Origin of the sequence: Candidatus Aeolococcus gillhamiae (genome assembly GCF_016464765.1) — a bacterium.
Classification (GTDB): domain Bacteria; phylum Chloroflexota; class Dormibacteria; order Aeolococcales; family Aeolococcaceae; genus Aeolococcus; species Aeolococcus gillhamiae.
Genome location: NZ_JAEKNS010000045.1, coordinates 1 through 15,615, shown reverse-complemented (window position 1 = coordinate 15,615; position 15,615 = coordinate 1). Strand labels below are relative to the sequence as shown.

Here is a 15,615-nt window from a genome sequence, read left to right as displayed (position 1 = left end):
GTGTCATCCTGTCCTGGGCCATCGTGGGTCTCCTGGTTTGGGTTGAAGCTTTCCAAGAGAACTCCGCGGTGGCCTTCTTTGTCTACCTCGCCGGCAGGCTGGGGCTCACCCGGATTTACACCACACTACGGGACATCACTTAGGTTCGGCTTGAGCGGGTACAGTCATCGAGCGATGGCGAGAGGTCAAAGGTGTCCGAACTGTGGAAAGCTCACGTTCCAGCCGTTCGGCGAAGTCCGGCGCTGCAAGTCATGCGGAATCGTCGGGTGGCTGGGATCTGGACCGGGGAAGGGGGCTGGCCGAGGAGGTAAGTGCCAGACCTGCGGGTCAGCCACCCGTAGGACGGTCGCTACGGTGACCGGCGGCGCTCACGCTTCATTGCTCGACGTGTGGAGCCGTGTCCTTCTCAGCCTGAACCGGGACCCGTGTGCGAGGCGGCCTGACGGTCGCCGAATCCGGAGGGAAACAACGCTCGGTTTTAGCGGCGGGTCAAGTCGCCTGTGGTGAAAGTGCACGAAACTGCGGTTGAGGTGCTGGTGATCGTGGGTGTGCTGGGGATACCCCCGAGGCGGGGAGGTAGAGGATCCCCGCGGGGGCGAAGACTGCGCTTCGCTCCTCGACCGGATGTGCCGTCGCAGGCTACTCGAGAAGGCCCGAGACGACAGCCTTCGAGGCGACCCCAAAGTCTACAGACTGACGGCCGTGGCGCTTGGAGCGATGGGTCACGCTACTCTCGATTCCTTTCAAATGTGGTGCGCTATCCAGATTGGGCGACTACAGCCGTGGTGGGGTCCTTCAAATAACGATCCCATACATCCCTGCAGCGCAGCAGTAAACCTGGTTCCACCGATGAGCGGCCCAGAGCGGACGGGAAGACTTTTTGCAGACGTCGGGTCCGCGGCGGTGACGGCGGCGGCCGGCGGGTGGATGGGTTCCAGCGGGTCGAGCCGGGTCATGGCAGATCGCCTCGGGCGCCGCTCGGAACAGGCCAAGACCCTGCTCCGTCAGGAGGCTGGCGCGGCCCGTTCGTTGCGAATATCATACCGCCATCTGATAGTCTGGTCGGAGCAAGCTGGGAGGTGCAGAAGTGAGCATGCGCAGCGGATTCCGCTCCTGGCCGGTGGTTCGTCAGCTCACCAGCGCAGACCCAATGGGCCGGGGTACTGCCGTCCGCTCGGCGCGTACCGCGGCCATCACCCCGCGGACGAAGACCGCCGACCGAATGGTCAAGAGCATTTGCCCCTACTGCGCGGTGGGGTGCGGACAGCGTGTCTACGTCAAGGGTGAGCGGGTGGTTCAGATCGAGGGAGATCCCGACTCGCCGGTGTCGCGCGGCCGGCTCTGCCCCAAGGGATCTGCCAGCGAGCAGCTGGTGAACAACCCCAACCGGGTGACGACCGTCAAGTACCGGCGTCCCTATGGCACCGACTGGGAAGACCTCCCTCTCGAGCGGGCTATGGAGATGATCGCCGAGCGTGTCCTCGACACCCGCGAGCGGACCTGGCAGGACGTGGACGACAAGGGTCAGGCCCTCCACCGCACCATGGGGATCGCCAGCCTGGGTGGGGCGACGCTCGACAACGAAGAGAACTACCTGATCAAGAAACTCTTCACGGCGATTGGAGTCGTGCAGGTCGAAAACCAGGCTCGTATTTGACACAGCTCCACCGTCCCCAGTTTGGGGGCCTCGTTCGGACGCGGCGGAGCCACGACCTTCCAGCAGGATCTGCAGAACTCTGACTGCATCGTCATTCAGGGTTCGAACATGGCCGAGTGCCATCCGGTCGGCTTCCAGTGGGTGATGGAAGCCAAGGCTCGCGGCGCCACTCTCATCCATGTCGACCCGCGCTTTACGCGAACCTCGGCGATGGCGGATATGTACGTCCCCCTTCGCGCCGGCAGCGACATCGCCTTCCTTGGCGCAATCGTCAACTACATCCTGAGCAACGAGAAGTACTTCCGCGAGTACGTGGTCAGCTACACCAACGCTGCCACTCTCGTGAGCCAGGATTTTCAAGACACAGACGAGCTCGACGGCCTCTTTTCCGGTTATGACACCGAGACCGCCACGTACGACCCCACCACCTGGGCATATGAGGGCATGCAGGCGGCTGCGGCGGCTGGATCTCGCCTCGTGCGCGGCAAGCGAACGAACCCAGAGAAGTCGAGTGCGGGCGGTCACGAGCTGGGCGCCCGAGGGGCGTCCCTCGAACACAGCGTGGTCCAGCGGGACGAGACCCTGCAGCACCCGCATTGTGTCTTTCAGATCCTCAAGCGTCATTACGCGCGGTACACGCCTGAGCTGGTGGAGCACGTCTGCGGGGTTCCTCCTGACCTGTTCGCGAAGGTCTGCGAGGCGGTCACCGCCAACAGCGGACGCCAGCGCACCACGGCTTGGGTGTACTCGGTGGGGTGGACCCAGCACTCGGTCGGCGTGCAGTACATCCGCGGAGCGGCGATCATTCAGCTGTTGCTCGGCAACATGGGCCGGCCGGGGGGAGGCATCCTCGCGTTGCGTGGGCACGCGAGCATCCAGGGATCTACCGACATCCCGACCCTCTTCGACCTCCTCCCCGGCTATTTGCCAATGCCGAGGGCGGGGGTCCACGGCAATCTGGACGACTACCTCGACTCCATCAAGAGCGAGGGCCAGAAGGGGTTCTGGACGGCTGCCGACGCCTACACCGTGAGCCTGCTGAAGGCCTGGTGGGGTGACGCGGCGACCAAGGACAACGACTTCGGCTTCGACTGGCTGCCGCGGATCACCGGCGACCACGGCACCTACCAGACGACCATCGACATGCTCGACGGCAGGGTCGAGGGGTACTTCCTGCTCGGACAGAACCCGGCGGTGGGGTCGGCGAACGGCAAGTTGCAGCGGCTGGGGATGGCTCACCTCAAGTGGCTGGTCGTGCGCGACCTCAACCTCATCGAGTCGGCCACGTTTTGGAAGGACGGCCCCGAAATCGCCACCGGGGAGCTGCGCACCGAGGACATCGGCACCGAGGTGTTCGTCCTGCCGGCGGCGGCGCACACCGAGAAGGACGGCACCTTCACCCAGACGCAGCGGATGCTGCAGTGGCATCACAAAGCCGTCGAGCCGCCCAACGACTGCCGCAGCGAGCTGCACTTCTTCTTCCACCTCGGCGAGCGGCTGCGCCAGCGACTCGCGGCATCCGGTCTTGAGCGCGACGCTCCGCTGCGCCACCTGGAGTGGGGCTATCCTCTCCTCAGCGGCGAGGAACCCGACGCGGAGGCGGTGCTGCGCGAGATCAATGGCCGCCACCTCAGCGGGGAGAAGGCGGGCCAGATGCTCAGCACGTTCGTCGACCTGAAGGCAGACGGCTCGACCGCGGCGGGCTGCTGGATCTACACCGGCGTCTACGCCGATGGCGTCAACCAGTCCGCCAGGCGCAAGCCGGGATCGGAGCAGTCCTGGGTGGCGCCGGAGTGGGGCTGGGCGTGGCCGATGAACCGCCGCATCCTCTACAACCGCGCCTCGGCCGACCCGGAGGGACGGCCGTGGAGCCAGCGCAAGGCCTATGTCTGGTGGGACGAGAAAGCCGGGAAGTGGACAGGCCACGACGTCCCCGACTTTCAGGCGACCAAGGCCCCGTCGTTCCGGCCCGAGCCTGGTGTGGGCGGCCCCGACGGCCTGGCTGGTGATGATCCGTTCATCATGCAATCCGACGGCAAGGCCTGGCTCTATGCGCCGAGCGGCCTGCTCGACGGCCCGCTGCCCACACACTACGAGCCGCACGAGTCACCGCTTCGCAACGCGCTGTATGCGCAGCAGTCGAACCCGACCCGAGAGGTGTATCCGCGCGCCGAGAACCTGTCGAACCCCTCGCCGCCCGAGCCCGGTTCCGAGGTGTTCCCCTACGTGGTGACCACCTTCCGGCTGACCGAACACCACACCGCGGGCGGAATGTCCCGCTGGCTGCCCTATCTAGCCGAGTTGCAGCCGGAATTCTTCTGCGAGATCTCACCGGAGCTGGCCGGCGAACGCGGGCTGGAGCACCTCGGCTGGGCGACGATCGTCACGGCGCGCAGCGCGGTCGAGGCGCGCGTGCTGGTCACCGACAGGCTCGTACCGCTCCACGTCGGCGGACGCGTCATCCACCAGGTCGGCCTGCCCTACCACTGGGGGGTCGGCGGCGGCGGTGCGGTCATCAGTGGCGACTCGGCCAATGACCTGATGGGGGTCGCCCTCGACCCCAACGTCCTCATCCAGGAATCGAAGGTGGCCTCGTGCGACATCCAGCCGGGGCGGCGGCCGACCGGGCCGGCGTTGCTTCGCTACGTCGAGGACTACAGGCGCCGCGCCGGAATCACCGTCCAGACCGGCAACGTCCACCTGACCAGGTCGGAGGACGCCTCATGAGCGGCGGCTGGTCGGCGGCGATCGACCCCGCCGCCGACACCGGTTGGGCCGACGCCCCCGCCCGCAAGGGCTTCTTCACCGACAGCTCGATCTGCATCGGGTGCAAGGCGTGCGAGGTGGCCTGCAAGGAGTGGAACGACATTCCCGAGGACGGCCTGCATCTCCTCGGCATGTCGTACGACAACACGGGCGCGCTGGGAGCCAGCACCTGGCGTCACGTGGCGTTCATCGAACAGCCCAAGCGCAGCAACGGCAATGGAGGTTTTACGCCGCTCCCGATGGTTCCTGCCAAGCCGGGTGAGGCCGACATTTCGATCGGAGATGCCGGCGTCCGCTGGTTGATGTCGTCCGACGTTTGCAAGCACTGCACCCATGCCGCCTGCCTCGATGTGTGTCCCACCGGGGCGCTCATGCGCACCGAGTTCGGGACTGTCGTGATTCAAGACGACGTGTGTAATGGCTGCGGCTACTGCGTGGCCGCCTGCCCGTTCGGGGTGATCGAACGCCGCGAGGGCCCCGCTGATGCCCGGAACATCGGTATCGCCCAGAAATGCACGCTCTGCTACGACCGGCTCGGCGAGGGCATGATGCCGGCGTGCGCCCAGGCGTGCCCGACCCAGTCGATCCAGTTCGGCGACCTCGATGAGCTGCGGGTTCGGGCTCAGCATCGGGTGGAGGAACTGCACGGCACCGGGGTAACCGACGCTCGCCTCTACGGCGCCGACGCCAACGACGGAATCGGCGGTGCGGGTGCCTTCTTCCTTCTCCTCGATGAACCCGAGGTCTACGGCCTGCCGCCCGACCCGGTCGTCACCACCAGGGACCTGCCCACGATGTGGAGAACGGCGGCGTTCGCTGGCGGGACCCTGCTCGCCGGCGCCGCCGCGGCCTTCGCCCGAGCCCGCTCATGAGCCTCGTCTCGCTTGGGCCGCGCGCTGAAGCAGGAGCCGGCTCCACGCCCGGACCTGCCACCGAGGCACGGGGCGACGATCGCGGCCGAAAGACAGCTGGAGCAGGCCGGAACCGAGGCCGTGGCGCCCGCGGTGGCGAACAGCTGATGGTGCCGGAGGCGGCCTTCACTTCGTACTACGGACGCCCGGTGGTCAAACCATCGCCGTGGGAGAACGACATCCCCGCCTACCTCTTCCTGGGGGGCCTGGCGGCGGGATCGTCCCTGTTGGCCGCCGGGGCCGACCTCAGCAACCGCCCCGACCTGCGCCGTATCGGGCGCATCGGCGCGATGCTCAGCGCGGGTGCGAGCTTGGCGGCGCTGGTGCACGACCTCGGCAAACCCAGCCGCTTCATCAACATGCTCCGGGTCGCAAAGCCGACCTCGCCGATGTCCATGGGCACCTGGATACTCACCGCCTACGCTCCGATGGCCGGCCTCGCCGGTGCGGCCGAGCTGGCAGCGCTCCTGCCCCGCCGACCGGCCGCGCTCGACCGTCTTCTCGGTCTGGGGGCGCGCCCAGCCGGTCTGGTCGCCGCCGCCCTGGCCCCCGCCCTGGCCTCGTATACCGGAGTGCTCCTGTCCGATACCGCCACGCCGTCATGGCACGAGGGCCACCGTGAGCTGCCCTTCGTGTTCGTCGGCTCGGCAGCGGCGGCCGCAGGCGGCCTGGGAATGCTGGGCGCTCCGGTCGAGCAGGCGGGTCCGGCACGTCGGCTGGCCGTGGGAGGCGCCATGCTCGAGCTCGCCATGGAGCGCAAGATGGAGGGCAGCATGGGCATCACCGCAGAGCCGTTGCACAGCGGACGGGCGGGAGGTCTGCTGCGCGCCAGTCGTGCCCTCAGCGTCGGCGGAACGTTGGGGGCCGTCCTGCTTGCCGGGCGCAGTCGGGCGCTGGCCCGGCTGTCGGGGGTCGCCTTACTGGCGGGGTCGGCCTGCGTCCGCTTCGCGATCTTCGAAGCGGGCCAAGAGTCTGCCCGCGATCCCAGGTATACGGTGGTCCCGCAGCGCGAGCGGCTCGCGCGCCGCTCACATGTCAGCGCATGAAGATGTCTCATCTGACTGGACCGGCACGGCAGAAAGGAGCACCCGAATGAGCGAATCGCAGCCAGCCAAGACATCCCATGGCATGATCAATGCACGATGGGGGTTGGTCGCGGCCGCGCTCCTCCTCCAGTTCTCCATCGGCGCCGTCTATGCGTGGAGTGTGTTCGCCACGGCACTCCAGAAGTCGCATGTCTTCCATCTCACCAAGGTCGAGGCCGCCCTGCCCTTCGAGGTCACCATCGGGATGATCTTCATCGGCACCTTCATTGGCGGCCGTATCCAGGACAAGCGCGGACCCCGGACGGTGGCGCTCACCGGCGGTGTCATCTACGGGATCGGCGTCATCCTGGCCTCCTTCGCGCAGTCGCATGACCAACTCCCGTTGCTCGTGGCGACCTACGGCGTCATCAGCGGCTTTGGGCTTGGTCTGGCCTATATCGTTCCCATCGCCATGCTCCAGAAGTGGTTCCCAGACAGACGGGGCCTGATCACCGGGCTCGCAGTCGGGGGTTTCGGCTTCGGCGCCGTGCTCACGTCTCCAATCGCGCAGGCATTCATCAACAGCAACAAGGACGTACCTACCAAGGCATTCCTGCCGCTGGGCGTCGGCTACCTGGTGCTGTCGCTGACCGGGGCGTCCTTCTTCCGCAACCCTCCGCAGGGCTATCGCGTCCCCGGCTACACCCCGGCGATGGCCGGACGTGTCGTCGACAGCGGCAAGGACTACACACAGACCGAGTCCTTACGCACCCCGCAGTGGTACCTGCTGACTGCGATCCTCACCCTCAACGTCACCGCGGGGATCTCGCTGATCTCACAGGCCGCCGGGAGCGCGACCGACATCGCCGGGTACAGCGCGACAGCGGCGGCCAGCGTGGTCGGTGTCTGGGCGCTCTTCAACGGCGGCGGCCGCATTATCTGGGCGGCGTTTTCAGACGTGACCGGCCGGATGATCGCCTTCCTCGCCATGCTCGGCCTGCAGGGAGTCTGCTTCCTGCTCTTGCCCCTTGCCCACAATCCCGTCGCCTTCTTCATCCTCGGTGCGGTGATCTACCTCTGCTACGGAGGTGGTTTCGGCACCATGCCGGCAACCGCCGGTGACTTCTTCGGGGTGCGCAACGCCGGCGCGATCTACGGCCTGATGATTGTTGGCTGGAGTCTGGGCGGCATCATCGGACCGCAGATCGTGGCCACGTTGATCGGCACTCACAAGAGCTACGGCACCGCCTACACCACCATCGCGATCATCGCCCTGGTGTCGATGATCCTGCCGCTGATCACCAAGATCCCGCGCAAGCGGCAGACCGTCTCCGAAGGCTACCTCGGTGAGGTGGCGGGCGGAACGACCTAGCGATGGAGTTTGAAGGCCTGTACTACAGTTCGTTCACGGCCCGCGACCGCATAGGGCTCGACCTGATGCCCGAGACCAGCGCGCATGCGCGGCCGCACCGACAACGATCTCTTTGCGGGACTGCGGCAGCAGGGTTCTTTGAGCTGGAAGACATCCTTTCGTCCTGCACGAGGCCAAGGGCGGCCTGACCGCTCGCAATGCGCTCCCGTCGCAACTGAGGGTTGCCATGCACACAGCCTTGAGCCGCAGCCTGCGCGGGCTGCCTCAGTCTCCCGCGCCGACCTCGTCACCCACTCGCACAACGCCCGGCACAGCAACCTCCCCCCACACCCCGAACGGCAGCGGCTCGGAGGCGTCGACCTCTCCGCGCAACCGGGCGAGGACGTGCAGGGTCTGCAGGTCGGCAACGCCAGTCTGAGGATTTTCGGTGGTCACAGCGCAGCGCCCGACGTTGCCGCCGACCCGCACCGACGCGCCCCCGACGCCGACAGTCCGGCCGAGCCAGCGCTCCTCAGCGAACGCGTCGACGCCGGCCACGCCGATCGTCATGCGAAAGCGGCGCGCGTCAACGTCGTCGACGGCCGCGGCCTCGGCGAGCCAGTCCACTGACGCCACCGACAGCAGCGTCACCCCACCGCGCCGGCGTCGATCGATTCCGTCACCGGGATCCACAGGCTGCATGACGCGCAGCTCACGTCCGGCCCAGCGCGAGAGCGCCGCGGACCACGGGCCCATCACGGGTCGGACAGCTCGGGGGCATCCGTACGCTGTCATCGTCTGCGTCTCACCCAGCGCCACACGGTCAGTCACCGTGGTCCCGTCGGGAAACTGGACGGTCAGCGTCGCGGCGGTGTCGTCGCACATGGCGACGAGCTGCATCAGCGCACCGAGGTGCTTGCCATTGATGAGGTGCGCGCTCTCGTCGGTGATCACGAAGCGACGATCGTTGTGCGCCCCGTGCTCCTCGAGCCGCAGCTCGTCGACCTCCTGGAGTCGCATGCCCTTGACGGGTGCGACGCACAGCCAGGCCACGGTCCCGCTCATCGTCCGGTCCCTTCGCGGAGCATTGCCAGCGCGTGCGGCAGGGCCGGCCACACCGCGTCGAGGCAGTCGGCGCAGGCGGCGGTGCTGCCCGGCAGGGCGAGGAGGAGCGTGCTGCCCATCACGCCCGCGAACTGGCGCGACAGCATCGCGTGCGGTGTCTTCGCCAGTCCCGCCGCGCGCATCGCCTCCGCCATGCCGGGAAGCTCGCGCTGCAGGAGCGGCAGCACCGCCTCGGGTGTGACGTCGGAGGGAGCGATTCCTGTCCCGCCGGTGAGCACCACGAGGTCCGCATCCACATCGCCGACAGCCGCGCGGATGGCGTCGATGTCGTCGCGCACGAGTGCGCGGTGGACAATGCGTCCGGGCAGGCTCTCGAGCCGCGATGCGACGAGGTCACCGCTGGCGTCGCCGGCGTCAGCGCCTGCGGCCCGGCTCGTGCTCACCGTGATGACCGCGCAGCGTGCGACGTCAGCCACTCTCGATGGGGCGGGTCAGCCGCCCATGGCGGCCACCGCTCTTCTCGCGCAGCCGCAGGTTCTCGACAGTCATCCAGCGGTCGACCGACTTCAGCATGTCGATGACGGTCAGCGCGGCCACCGACGCGGCGGTGAGCGCCTCCATCTCCACGCCCGTCGCGGCGCGGCACCGCGTGGTCGCGGTGATCCGCACACCGGGCAGCGAGTCGTCGAGCTCGATGTCGATGGCCACATGGTCGAGCGGGATCGGGTGGCACAGGGGGATCAGCTCCGCCGTGCGCTTGGCGGCCATGATGCCGGCCAGTCTCGCGGTGGTCAGCACGTCACCCTTCGCGCCCGCACCGCCGCGCACCACGCCGACCGTCGAGGGATCGTGAAAGCGCACCGCCGCCTCGGCAGTCGCAGAGCGGGAGCTCAGCGCCTTCGCCCCGACGTCGACCATGCGCAGGCTGCCGTCGGGAGCGACGTGACTGAGCTCAGACATGGGTGCCGACCGCAGAGCGGGCGTCGACCCAGCGGGCCCCGGCCGCTGTATGCTCGCGCTTCCAGATGGGCACGTCCGCTTTCACGGCCTCGACGACCTCACTGCACGCGTCGAGTGCCGCGGCGCGGTGCGCCGAGGACGCGACGACGACGACGGCGACGGCGCCGACCGCCAGCGCCCCAACCCGGTGCACGAGGACGATGGTCGAAAGGCCATGGCGGGCGCGGGCGTCGCGCGCGATGGTGCGCATCATGGAAAGCGCCATCGGCGCGTACGCCTCGTAGTCGAGGGCGTGGATGACTGCGCCGTTGCTGTGGTTGCGCACCCTGCCGACAAAGCATGCGACCGCACCATCCTCGTCGCCGCCCGTGCCCTTCAGCAGCGCTCCGGCGTCGATCGGAGCGCCGGTCAGCGCCACGGTGATGCCGTCGTGATCCGTCGAACCGCCACAGACCGGCGGCATGAACGCCAGCTCGTCGCCGGGCTGCACGACGTCGTCCCAGGAGCAGTACTCGAGGTTGCGTGCGCAGCGCAGCCCGGCGCGGCTGGGCCGGCTGCCAGCACACCGTGCGGTCACGGACTCCCAGACGTCGCTCACCGTCCCGCCCGCCAGCGGGACGAGCACCTCCATCCCCATCTGCTCCCGAAGTGAGCCGAAGAGGAGCACGCGGATGGCGCTGTCCAGTGTCGGCAACGGGGGGGCGGGCGCTCGCAGTGGTTCGCTCATCCGCCGAGGTACGACATCTCGACGCGACGCAGCGCCGGGATGTGCTCGCCGCGCTGCTCCGAGTAGCGGTCGGTACGAGCCGTCCACGTCTCGCGGAGAACCCGTTCCAGTTCGCCGTCGTCCCCGCTGCGGAGCGCGGAGCGGATGTCCGTTCCGGCGCTGGCGAACAGGCACGTGTGTAGCCGGCCGTCCGCGCTCACCCGCAGGCGAGTGCACGCTCCACAGAAGGGCTGCGTCACCGACGCGATGATGCCAACCTCGCCCGCGCCGTCAGCGAAGCGGTAGGTCTGCGCGACGTCGGCGGGATCGTCCCGTGCCGGCGGTTGCAGCGGATACCGCGCCGACACGCGAGCGACGATCTCTGCGGCGGGCACGACGTCCGCGCGCGACCAGTCGTTGCTCTCGCCGACGTCCATGTACTCGATGAAGCGCAACGTGTGGAGGTGCGCCCGGGCGAAATCCACGAGCGGCTCGACCGAGTCGTCGTTGACCCCTCGCCGGATCACAGCGTTGAGCTTGATGGGCGCGAACCCGGCGTCCGTCGCCGCCCGGATTCCCCCCAGCACCGTCTCGATGCTCACGCCGCTGTCGCTCATCCGCGCGTGCACCGCGGGGTCCAGGGTGTCGAGGCTGACGGTGACGCGGTGCAGGCCGGCCTGGCGCAGCCGCGCCGCCCAGCGCTCGAGCAGGCTCCCGTTGGTTGTGAGCGCCAGGTCGGCGACACTCGTCGCCGCGAGCCCGCGGACGATCTCGTCGAGGTCACTGCGCAGCAACGGCTCTCCGCCGGTGAGTCGGATCTTGCGCACGCCCAGGTGCACGAGCAGCGCCCCAAGGCGGACTATCTCGGCCGCAGTCAGCTTCTGCTCTCGCCCCAGGAAACGGTGACCTGGACCGAACGAGGCACGCGGCATGCAGTAGGTGCAGCGGAAGTTGCAGCGATCGGTGACCGAGATGCGCACGTCGCGCAGCGCCCGCGCGTACACGTCTCGAACCGCCGCCTGACTCGTCGCCGGCGCAGCTGTCGGAACGCGCGCTGTGGTCATGGCAGCTGCAGCGCCGTAGCCGGGGCACCGGCGGGGAAAACGCTACGGCCGCCAGGCAGGACCAGCAGGGCGTCGGCGGTGCCCAGCCCGTGCATCATCGCCGACCCCTGGCCGCCGCTCGAGCGCGCGACGAGGCCGCCCTCGTCGCGCTCGAGGCGCACTCGCAGGTACGTCTCGAGGTGAGCGGGCTTCTCGAACGCCTCGCCGAGCACGACCGGCAGCGCCGGCGGCAGCAGCCGCGAGGCGCCCTGCAGTGCCAGGATCGCGGCGCGGGCGAAGAGCAGGAAGGTCACCGCGCTGCTCACCGGGTTGCCTGGCAGGCCAACGAACGGCGTGTCGCCGACGCGGCCGATGACAAGCGGCTTCCCGGGACGCATCGCCACCGTCCAGAGGCTAACGGAGCCGAGCTCGGCCACGCAGTCGCGGACGTGGTCGTGGCCGCCCATGCTGACCCCGGCGCTGCTGACGACGAGGTCGGCAGCGTCGCGGGCGCTCTCCAGCGCGCGCGCCACCGCCGCGCGGTCGTCGCCCACCACGCCAATCGCCACGGGCACGCCGCCCGCCTCCTCCACGGCCGCCGACAGCATCGCTGTGTTGACGTCGGTGACCTGGTGCGGCTGCGGCACCGTGCCGGGCTCGACGAGCTCATCCCCGCTGCTGAGCAGGGCCACCCGCGGCCGCCGGGCCACGTGGACCAGCGCCATCCCCGCCGCGGCGCACACGCCGACGTCAACGCTGCGCAGCCGCCGGCCTGCCGCCATGACAACGGTGCCGGCGGCCACATCCTCGCCGCGCCGGCGGATGTGGCGGCCGGGCGGTGCACCGGCGGCAAAAAGCACGTCGTGGCCCCCGCGTTCCGTCTGCTCGAGGGGGACGACGGCATCGGCGCCGCGCGGGATCGGCGCGCCGGTGGCGATGAGGGTGGCGGTGCCCGAGCGGTGGTCCGGAGCTCGGTGGCCGGCTCGGCTCTCCGCCCCCAGCGCCAGCCGCACGGGGGCGGCAGCGGTCGCGCCGGCGATCTCCGCGGAAACCACCGCGTAGCCGTCCATCGCCGAGTTGTCGGTGCCCGGCAGGTCGGTCCGCGCGCACACGTCGCGGGCGAGGACCCGGCCGAGTGCGGCGCTCAGCGCAACGTCCTGGCCGGGCAGCCGGCGCAGGCCCTCCAGCAGCGTGCCGCGGGCATCCTCGACGCTAACCGCTGCGGCCGGTGGACGGGCGAGGCTCACCATGGCGCCATCATCAGACCATGATGCGCGTGGGCGACGTCCCGGCGGGGGCGCCACCGTTGGCGGGCCTCGTGCTGTGCGGAGGCCGCAGCCGGCGGATGGGGTCCGACAAAGCGCTGCTCGTCGTCGAGGGCGAGCGCCTCGTGGACCGCGCCGCACGCCGCCTGGGTTCGGTCGCAGATCCCGTGCTGCTGGCATGCGGTGCTAGGCCGCTGACGGTACGCGGCTGCCGCGGGATAACGGACGCCGCCGGCGACTGCGGCCCGCTCGCCGGGATCGTCGCCGGGCTGCGCGCGTCACCACATGCGCTCACCGCCGTCGTCGCCGTCGACATGCCATGGCTGGACACCGAGTTACTCGCCCGCATCGCCGACACCTGGTGCACGGACGAGGACGCGCTCGTGCCGCTGAGCCCCAGCGGGTTGGAGCCGCTGCACGCCGTGTACGCGCGCTCTGCCCTGCCCGCCATGGAGGAGGCGCTGCGCGACGGCCGGCTGCGGCTGCGCGCCGTGCTGGAGCACCTGCGGGTGCGGATGGTCGACGTCGCCGCAGTGTTCGGGAACGAGCGCGCGTCCCGCTTCGCCGTCAACCTCAACACCAGCGATGACCTCCTCACCCTGCGGGAGGCGCCGCCAGCATCCGCCTGATGGTCTCCTCGACCTCGGCGATCGCCGTTGCCTCGTCGGCGCCCGCGGCCACCCGTGCGGCCACGTACCGTCCCGCGACGTAGGTGCTCAGCGGCGCGTTGAACCGCTCGCTGCCGTGCGCCACCTCGCGGGCGATGCGCAGCAGCGCCCCCACCGTCGAGGCGTCAACAGCGCCGACGCTCACGGCATCGTCGCCGCCCGCCGCGAGCTCCGCGACGAACTGCGCGACCCACTCGGTGGGATCCGTCATGGCCGCGGCGACTCGACGGCGTGCACCGGCGGCTCCGCGTGCACCGGCGATGCCGTCGCGGTGGCCCAGTGCGACACGCGGCTGCGCAGTGCCAGCGCCGCAACGCACACCAGCCCCACCCCCACGCCGATGGTGATGTTGCCGGTAATGGCCGAAACAGCCCCGATGACCAGCGCAACGGCGACGTCGACGTGGCTGCGCAGCTCACCGATCAGGGTTGCGTGCATCACCCCGACGTAGAGCAGCAGGCCCGCCAGCACGGCTGCCGGCAGGAATGCCAGCACAGTCGGGGCGCCGGCGCCGACCACCACCGCCAGTGTGATGAGCACGACGCCGTACGTCGCCGTCGCGACGCCGCTTCGCGCGCCCATGCGGACGTGCGCGGTGAGCCCTCCGGCACCGTGGCACATCGGCATCCCACCGAGCGGTGACACCACGAGGTTCGCCAGCCCCATCGACAGTGCCAGCCGGCCCGGGGTGACGCGGCGGCCGCGGTCGCCGAAGTACGAGACCGATGCTGACGACGTCGCCATCAGGCTGTTGCCGAGCGACAGCGCGAGCTGGGGCACCGCCAGCGTCCAGAGCGCGGTGAGAAAAACCGCCCCACTCGGTAGCGCCAGGGACAGCGGCTGGGGGCCGAGGGCGAGACCGCTCACGCGGTGGTGGCCGGCGACAACGCCAAGGAGCAGTCCTCCGCCGAGCACCAGCAGCGGGATGCCCGGCAGCCGCCGCCATGCTGCCGCCGCGACCAGCAGGGCTATCGCCACCCCCAGTAGGGGCCCCTCGAGGCCGCCGGCGAGGCTGAAGACGAACTGGTGATGGCGGGTCATCAATTCCCACGCAGTCCTCACCAGCAGGATGCCGACCGCAAGCTGGATGCCACGCACCACAGCAGGCGTGAAAACGGGGCGGAGCCTGTCGGCGATGCCGGTGAGCGAGAGAGCGAGGAAGAGAGCGCCGATGAGCAGGCCGGCGGCGGCGATCCCGGACGCGCCGAGACCGACGCCGATGGCGATCGCGCTCACCGCCTTCAAAGGCTGCACGGGGATCGGCAGCCGGTGCCACACTCCGGTCGCCACGTAGAGCACCCCGGCGCCGGCGAAGACGGCGGTGGCGTTGAGGTGGTTGACGGTGATCAGCGCGATCGCGAGCGGGATAAGCAGGGCCGAGTCGCCGAAGCCGCCGCCGACGTCGCGGGCGAGGGCTGCCGATCTCCCGCCACCTGCGCGACGGTCAGCTGTCGCACCTTCGGGCAGTGCGCGCGGCACGGCCAGCGTGTCCATGCACGCCATTCTCGGTCCGCGCACTCGTCCACTGCAGCTGCAGCCCCTACACGCTCGGCGGGGTGGCGCCGCGCAGCCGGCGCATGTCCTGGTCGATCCGCTGTGTGACGCGGAGCGAGTCGAGGTGCTCGAGCAGCGGCACCGCCACGCGCCTGGTGGTGCCGAGCGCCTGGCGCGCGGCTGACAGTGTGAACGGCTGGGGTAGGCCGCGCAGGAGCAGCGCAGCCTCGTGCGGGGCATCGGGCAGGAGGATGACGTCGCCCGGCAGCCGCAGGATCGCACCGGCGGCCGCCGCAGCGCCCAGCTCGCGGCGGCTGAGCCCCAGCGCCGCGAGCCCTGTCTGGTCCGGAGCGCTGAACGGCTGCTCGCGCAGGGACGCCGCCAGCCGTGCGACGGCGGCGGCGACGTCGGGACGCAGGGCAGTGGCGGTGCCGCGGCGCCTGACGCGGCCGCGATCCTCCTCGAGGCTCGGCTGCGTCGCGAGCAGCTCCGGCAGCAGATGCTCGTCGGGTAGAGCCAGGGCCCGGACCAACTCCGCGCGGCTGACGCCGGCATCCAGGAGGCCCCCTGCCGGCCGCGTGTCGACGGCGGCAGCCAGCCGCTGGCCCCAGTGGTTCCACACTGCGCGGTCGACGATCCAGCCGGCGGCGGCGACGGCGCAGTCGGGCAGGGGGTCGGCAACCGGCACGCCCAGCTCGCCGAGC

14 protein-coding genes are annotated in these 15,615 nt (G+C 69.7%); 5 read left to right on the top strand and 9 right to left on the bottom strand.

Annotated features, from left to right (window positions below; translation table 11 throughout):
• Nucleotides 1-1,087: 1,087 nt before the first annotated feature.
• The 4 genes from fdh (at nt 1,088) to JF886_RS03895 (ending at nt 7,731) form a co-directional block, all read left to right on the top strand.
• Nucleotides 1,088-4,384: a formate dehydrogenase gene (fdh, locus tag JF886_RS03910; RefSeq protein ID WP_502711388.1), complete on the top strand. Its 3,297-nt coding sequence runs from the start codon at nt 1,088-1,090 to the stop codon at nt 4,382-4,384.
• Entirely contained in the window at nt 4,381-5,295 is a 915-nt protein-coding gene (locus JF886_RS03905) for a 4Fe-4S dicluster domain-containing protein (protein WP_337309812.1), read from the top strand. The genes fdh and JF886_RS03905 overlap by 4 nt, the downstream gene beginning before the upstream one ends.
• Before the next feature lie 146 nt (nt 5,296-5,441).
• On the top strand, nt 5,442-6,380 hold the full coding sequence (gene nrfD / locus JF886_RS03900; protein ID WP_337309811.1) for an NrfD/PsrC family molybdoenzyme membrane anchor subunit: 939 nt from the start codon (nt 5,442-5,444) through the stop codon (nt 6,378-6,380).
• A 46-nt stretch (nt 6,381-6,426) separates the two neighbouring features.
• Nucleotides 6,427-7,731 carry an L-lactate MFS transporter gene (locus tag JF886_RS03895; protein WP_337309810.1) on the top strand — a complete coding sequence of 435 codons (1,305 nt, stop codon included), beginning with the start codon at nt 6,427-6,429 and terminating at the stop codon, nt 7,729-7,731.
• A gap of 264 nt (nt 7,732-7,995) precedes the next feature.
• Here the strand turns inward: JF886_RS03895 and JF886_RS03890 are convergent, their stop codons facing one another.
• Genes JF886_RS03890 through JF886_RS03865 form a run of 6 tightly spaced genes read right to left on the bottom strand, consistent with a single transcriptional unit; the run spans nt 7,996 to nt 12,734 of the window.
• A complete protein-coding gene (locus JF886_RS03890) occupies nt 7,996-8,775 on the bottom strand; it encodes an MOSC domain-containing protein (RefSeq protein WP_337309808.1) in 780 nt (259 codons plus the stop codon).
• Nucleotides 8,772-9,251 (bottom strand): MogA/MoaB family molybdenum cofactor biosynthesis protein, encoded by a 480-nt coding sequence (locus tag JF886_RS03885; RefSeq protein WP_337309806.1) that lies wholly within the window; start codon nt 9,249-9,251, stop codon nt 8,772-8,774. Before JF886_RS03885 ends, JF886_RS03890 begins: the two co-directional genes overlap by 4 nt.
• Nucleotides 9,244-9,735: a cyclic pyranopterin monophosphate synthase MoaC gene (gene moaC / locus JF886_RS03880; protein WP_337309804.1), complete on the bottom strand. Its 492-nt coding sequence runs from the start codon at nt 9,733-9,735 to the stop codon at nt 9,244-9,246. Before moaC ends, JF886_RS03885 begins: the two co-directional genes overlap by 8 nt.
• Nucleotides 9,728-10,462: a molybdenum cofactor biosynthesis protein gene (locus JF886_RS03875; RefSeq protein ID WP_337309802.1), complete on the bottom strand. Its 735-nt coding sequence runs from the start codon at nt 10,460-10,462 to the stop codon at nt 9,728-9,730. The genes moaC and JF886_RS03875 overlap by 8 nt, the downstream gene beginning before the upstream one ends.
• The gene (moaA, locus tag JF886_RS03870) at nt 10,459-11,505 is read right to left on the bottom strand and encodes a GTP 3',8-cyclase MoaA (RefSeq protein ID WP_337309800.1); all 1,047 of its coding nucleotides are present in this window, start codon (nt 11,503-11,505) and stop codon (nt 10,459-10,461) included. Before moaA ends, JF886_RS03875 begins: the two co-directional genes overlap by 4 nt.
• On the bottom strand, nt 11,502-12,734 hold the full coding sequence (locus JF886_RS03865; RefSeq protein WP_337309798.1) for a molybdopterin molybdotransferase MoeA: 1,233 nt from the start codon (nt 12,732-12,734) through the stop codon (nt 11,502-11,504). Before JF886_RS03865 ends, moaA begins: the two co-directional genes overlap by 4 nt.
• A gap of 17 nt (nt 12,735-12,751) precedes the next feature.
• On the opposite strand from JF886_RS03865, the gene mobA reads away from it, so the two are divergent.
• Complete coding sequence (mobA, locus tag JF886_RS03860) at nt 12,752-13,378, top strand: molybdenum cofactor guanylyltransferase (RefSeq protein ID WP_337309796.1); 627 nt, start codon at nt 12,752-12,754, stop codon at nt 13,376-13,378.
• Here mobA and JF886_RS03855 read toward each other — a convergent pair.
• From JF886_RS03855 to JF886_RS03845, 3 genes are all read right to left on the bottom strand, one after another.
• On the bottom strand, nt 13,344-13,628 hold the full coding sequence (locus JF886_RS03855; RefSeq protein ID WP_337309794.1) for a DUF6457 domain-containing protein: 285 nt from the start codon (nt 13,626-13,628) through the stop codon (nt 13,344-13,346). The two genes, mobA and JF886_RS03855, sit on opposite strands and share 35 nt — an antisense overlap.
• Nucleotides 13,625-14,911 carry a putative sulfate/molybdate transporter gene (locus tag JF886_RS03850; RefSeq protein WP_337309793.1) on the bottom strand — a complete coding sequence of 429 codons (1,287 nt, stop codon included), beginning with the start codon at nt 14,909-14,911 and terminating at the stop codon, nt 13,625-13,627. Before JF886_RS03850 ends, JF886_RS03855 begins: the two co-directional genes overlap by 4 nt.
• Before the next feature lie 46 nt (nt 14,912-14,957).
• The coding region (locus JF886_RS03845; protein ID WP_337309791.1) for a SelB domain-containing protein at nt 14,958-15,615 on the bottom strand (658 nt) is incomplete at its 5' end.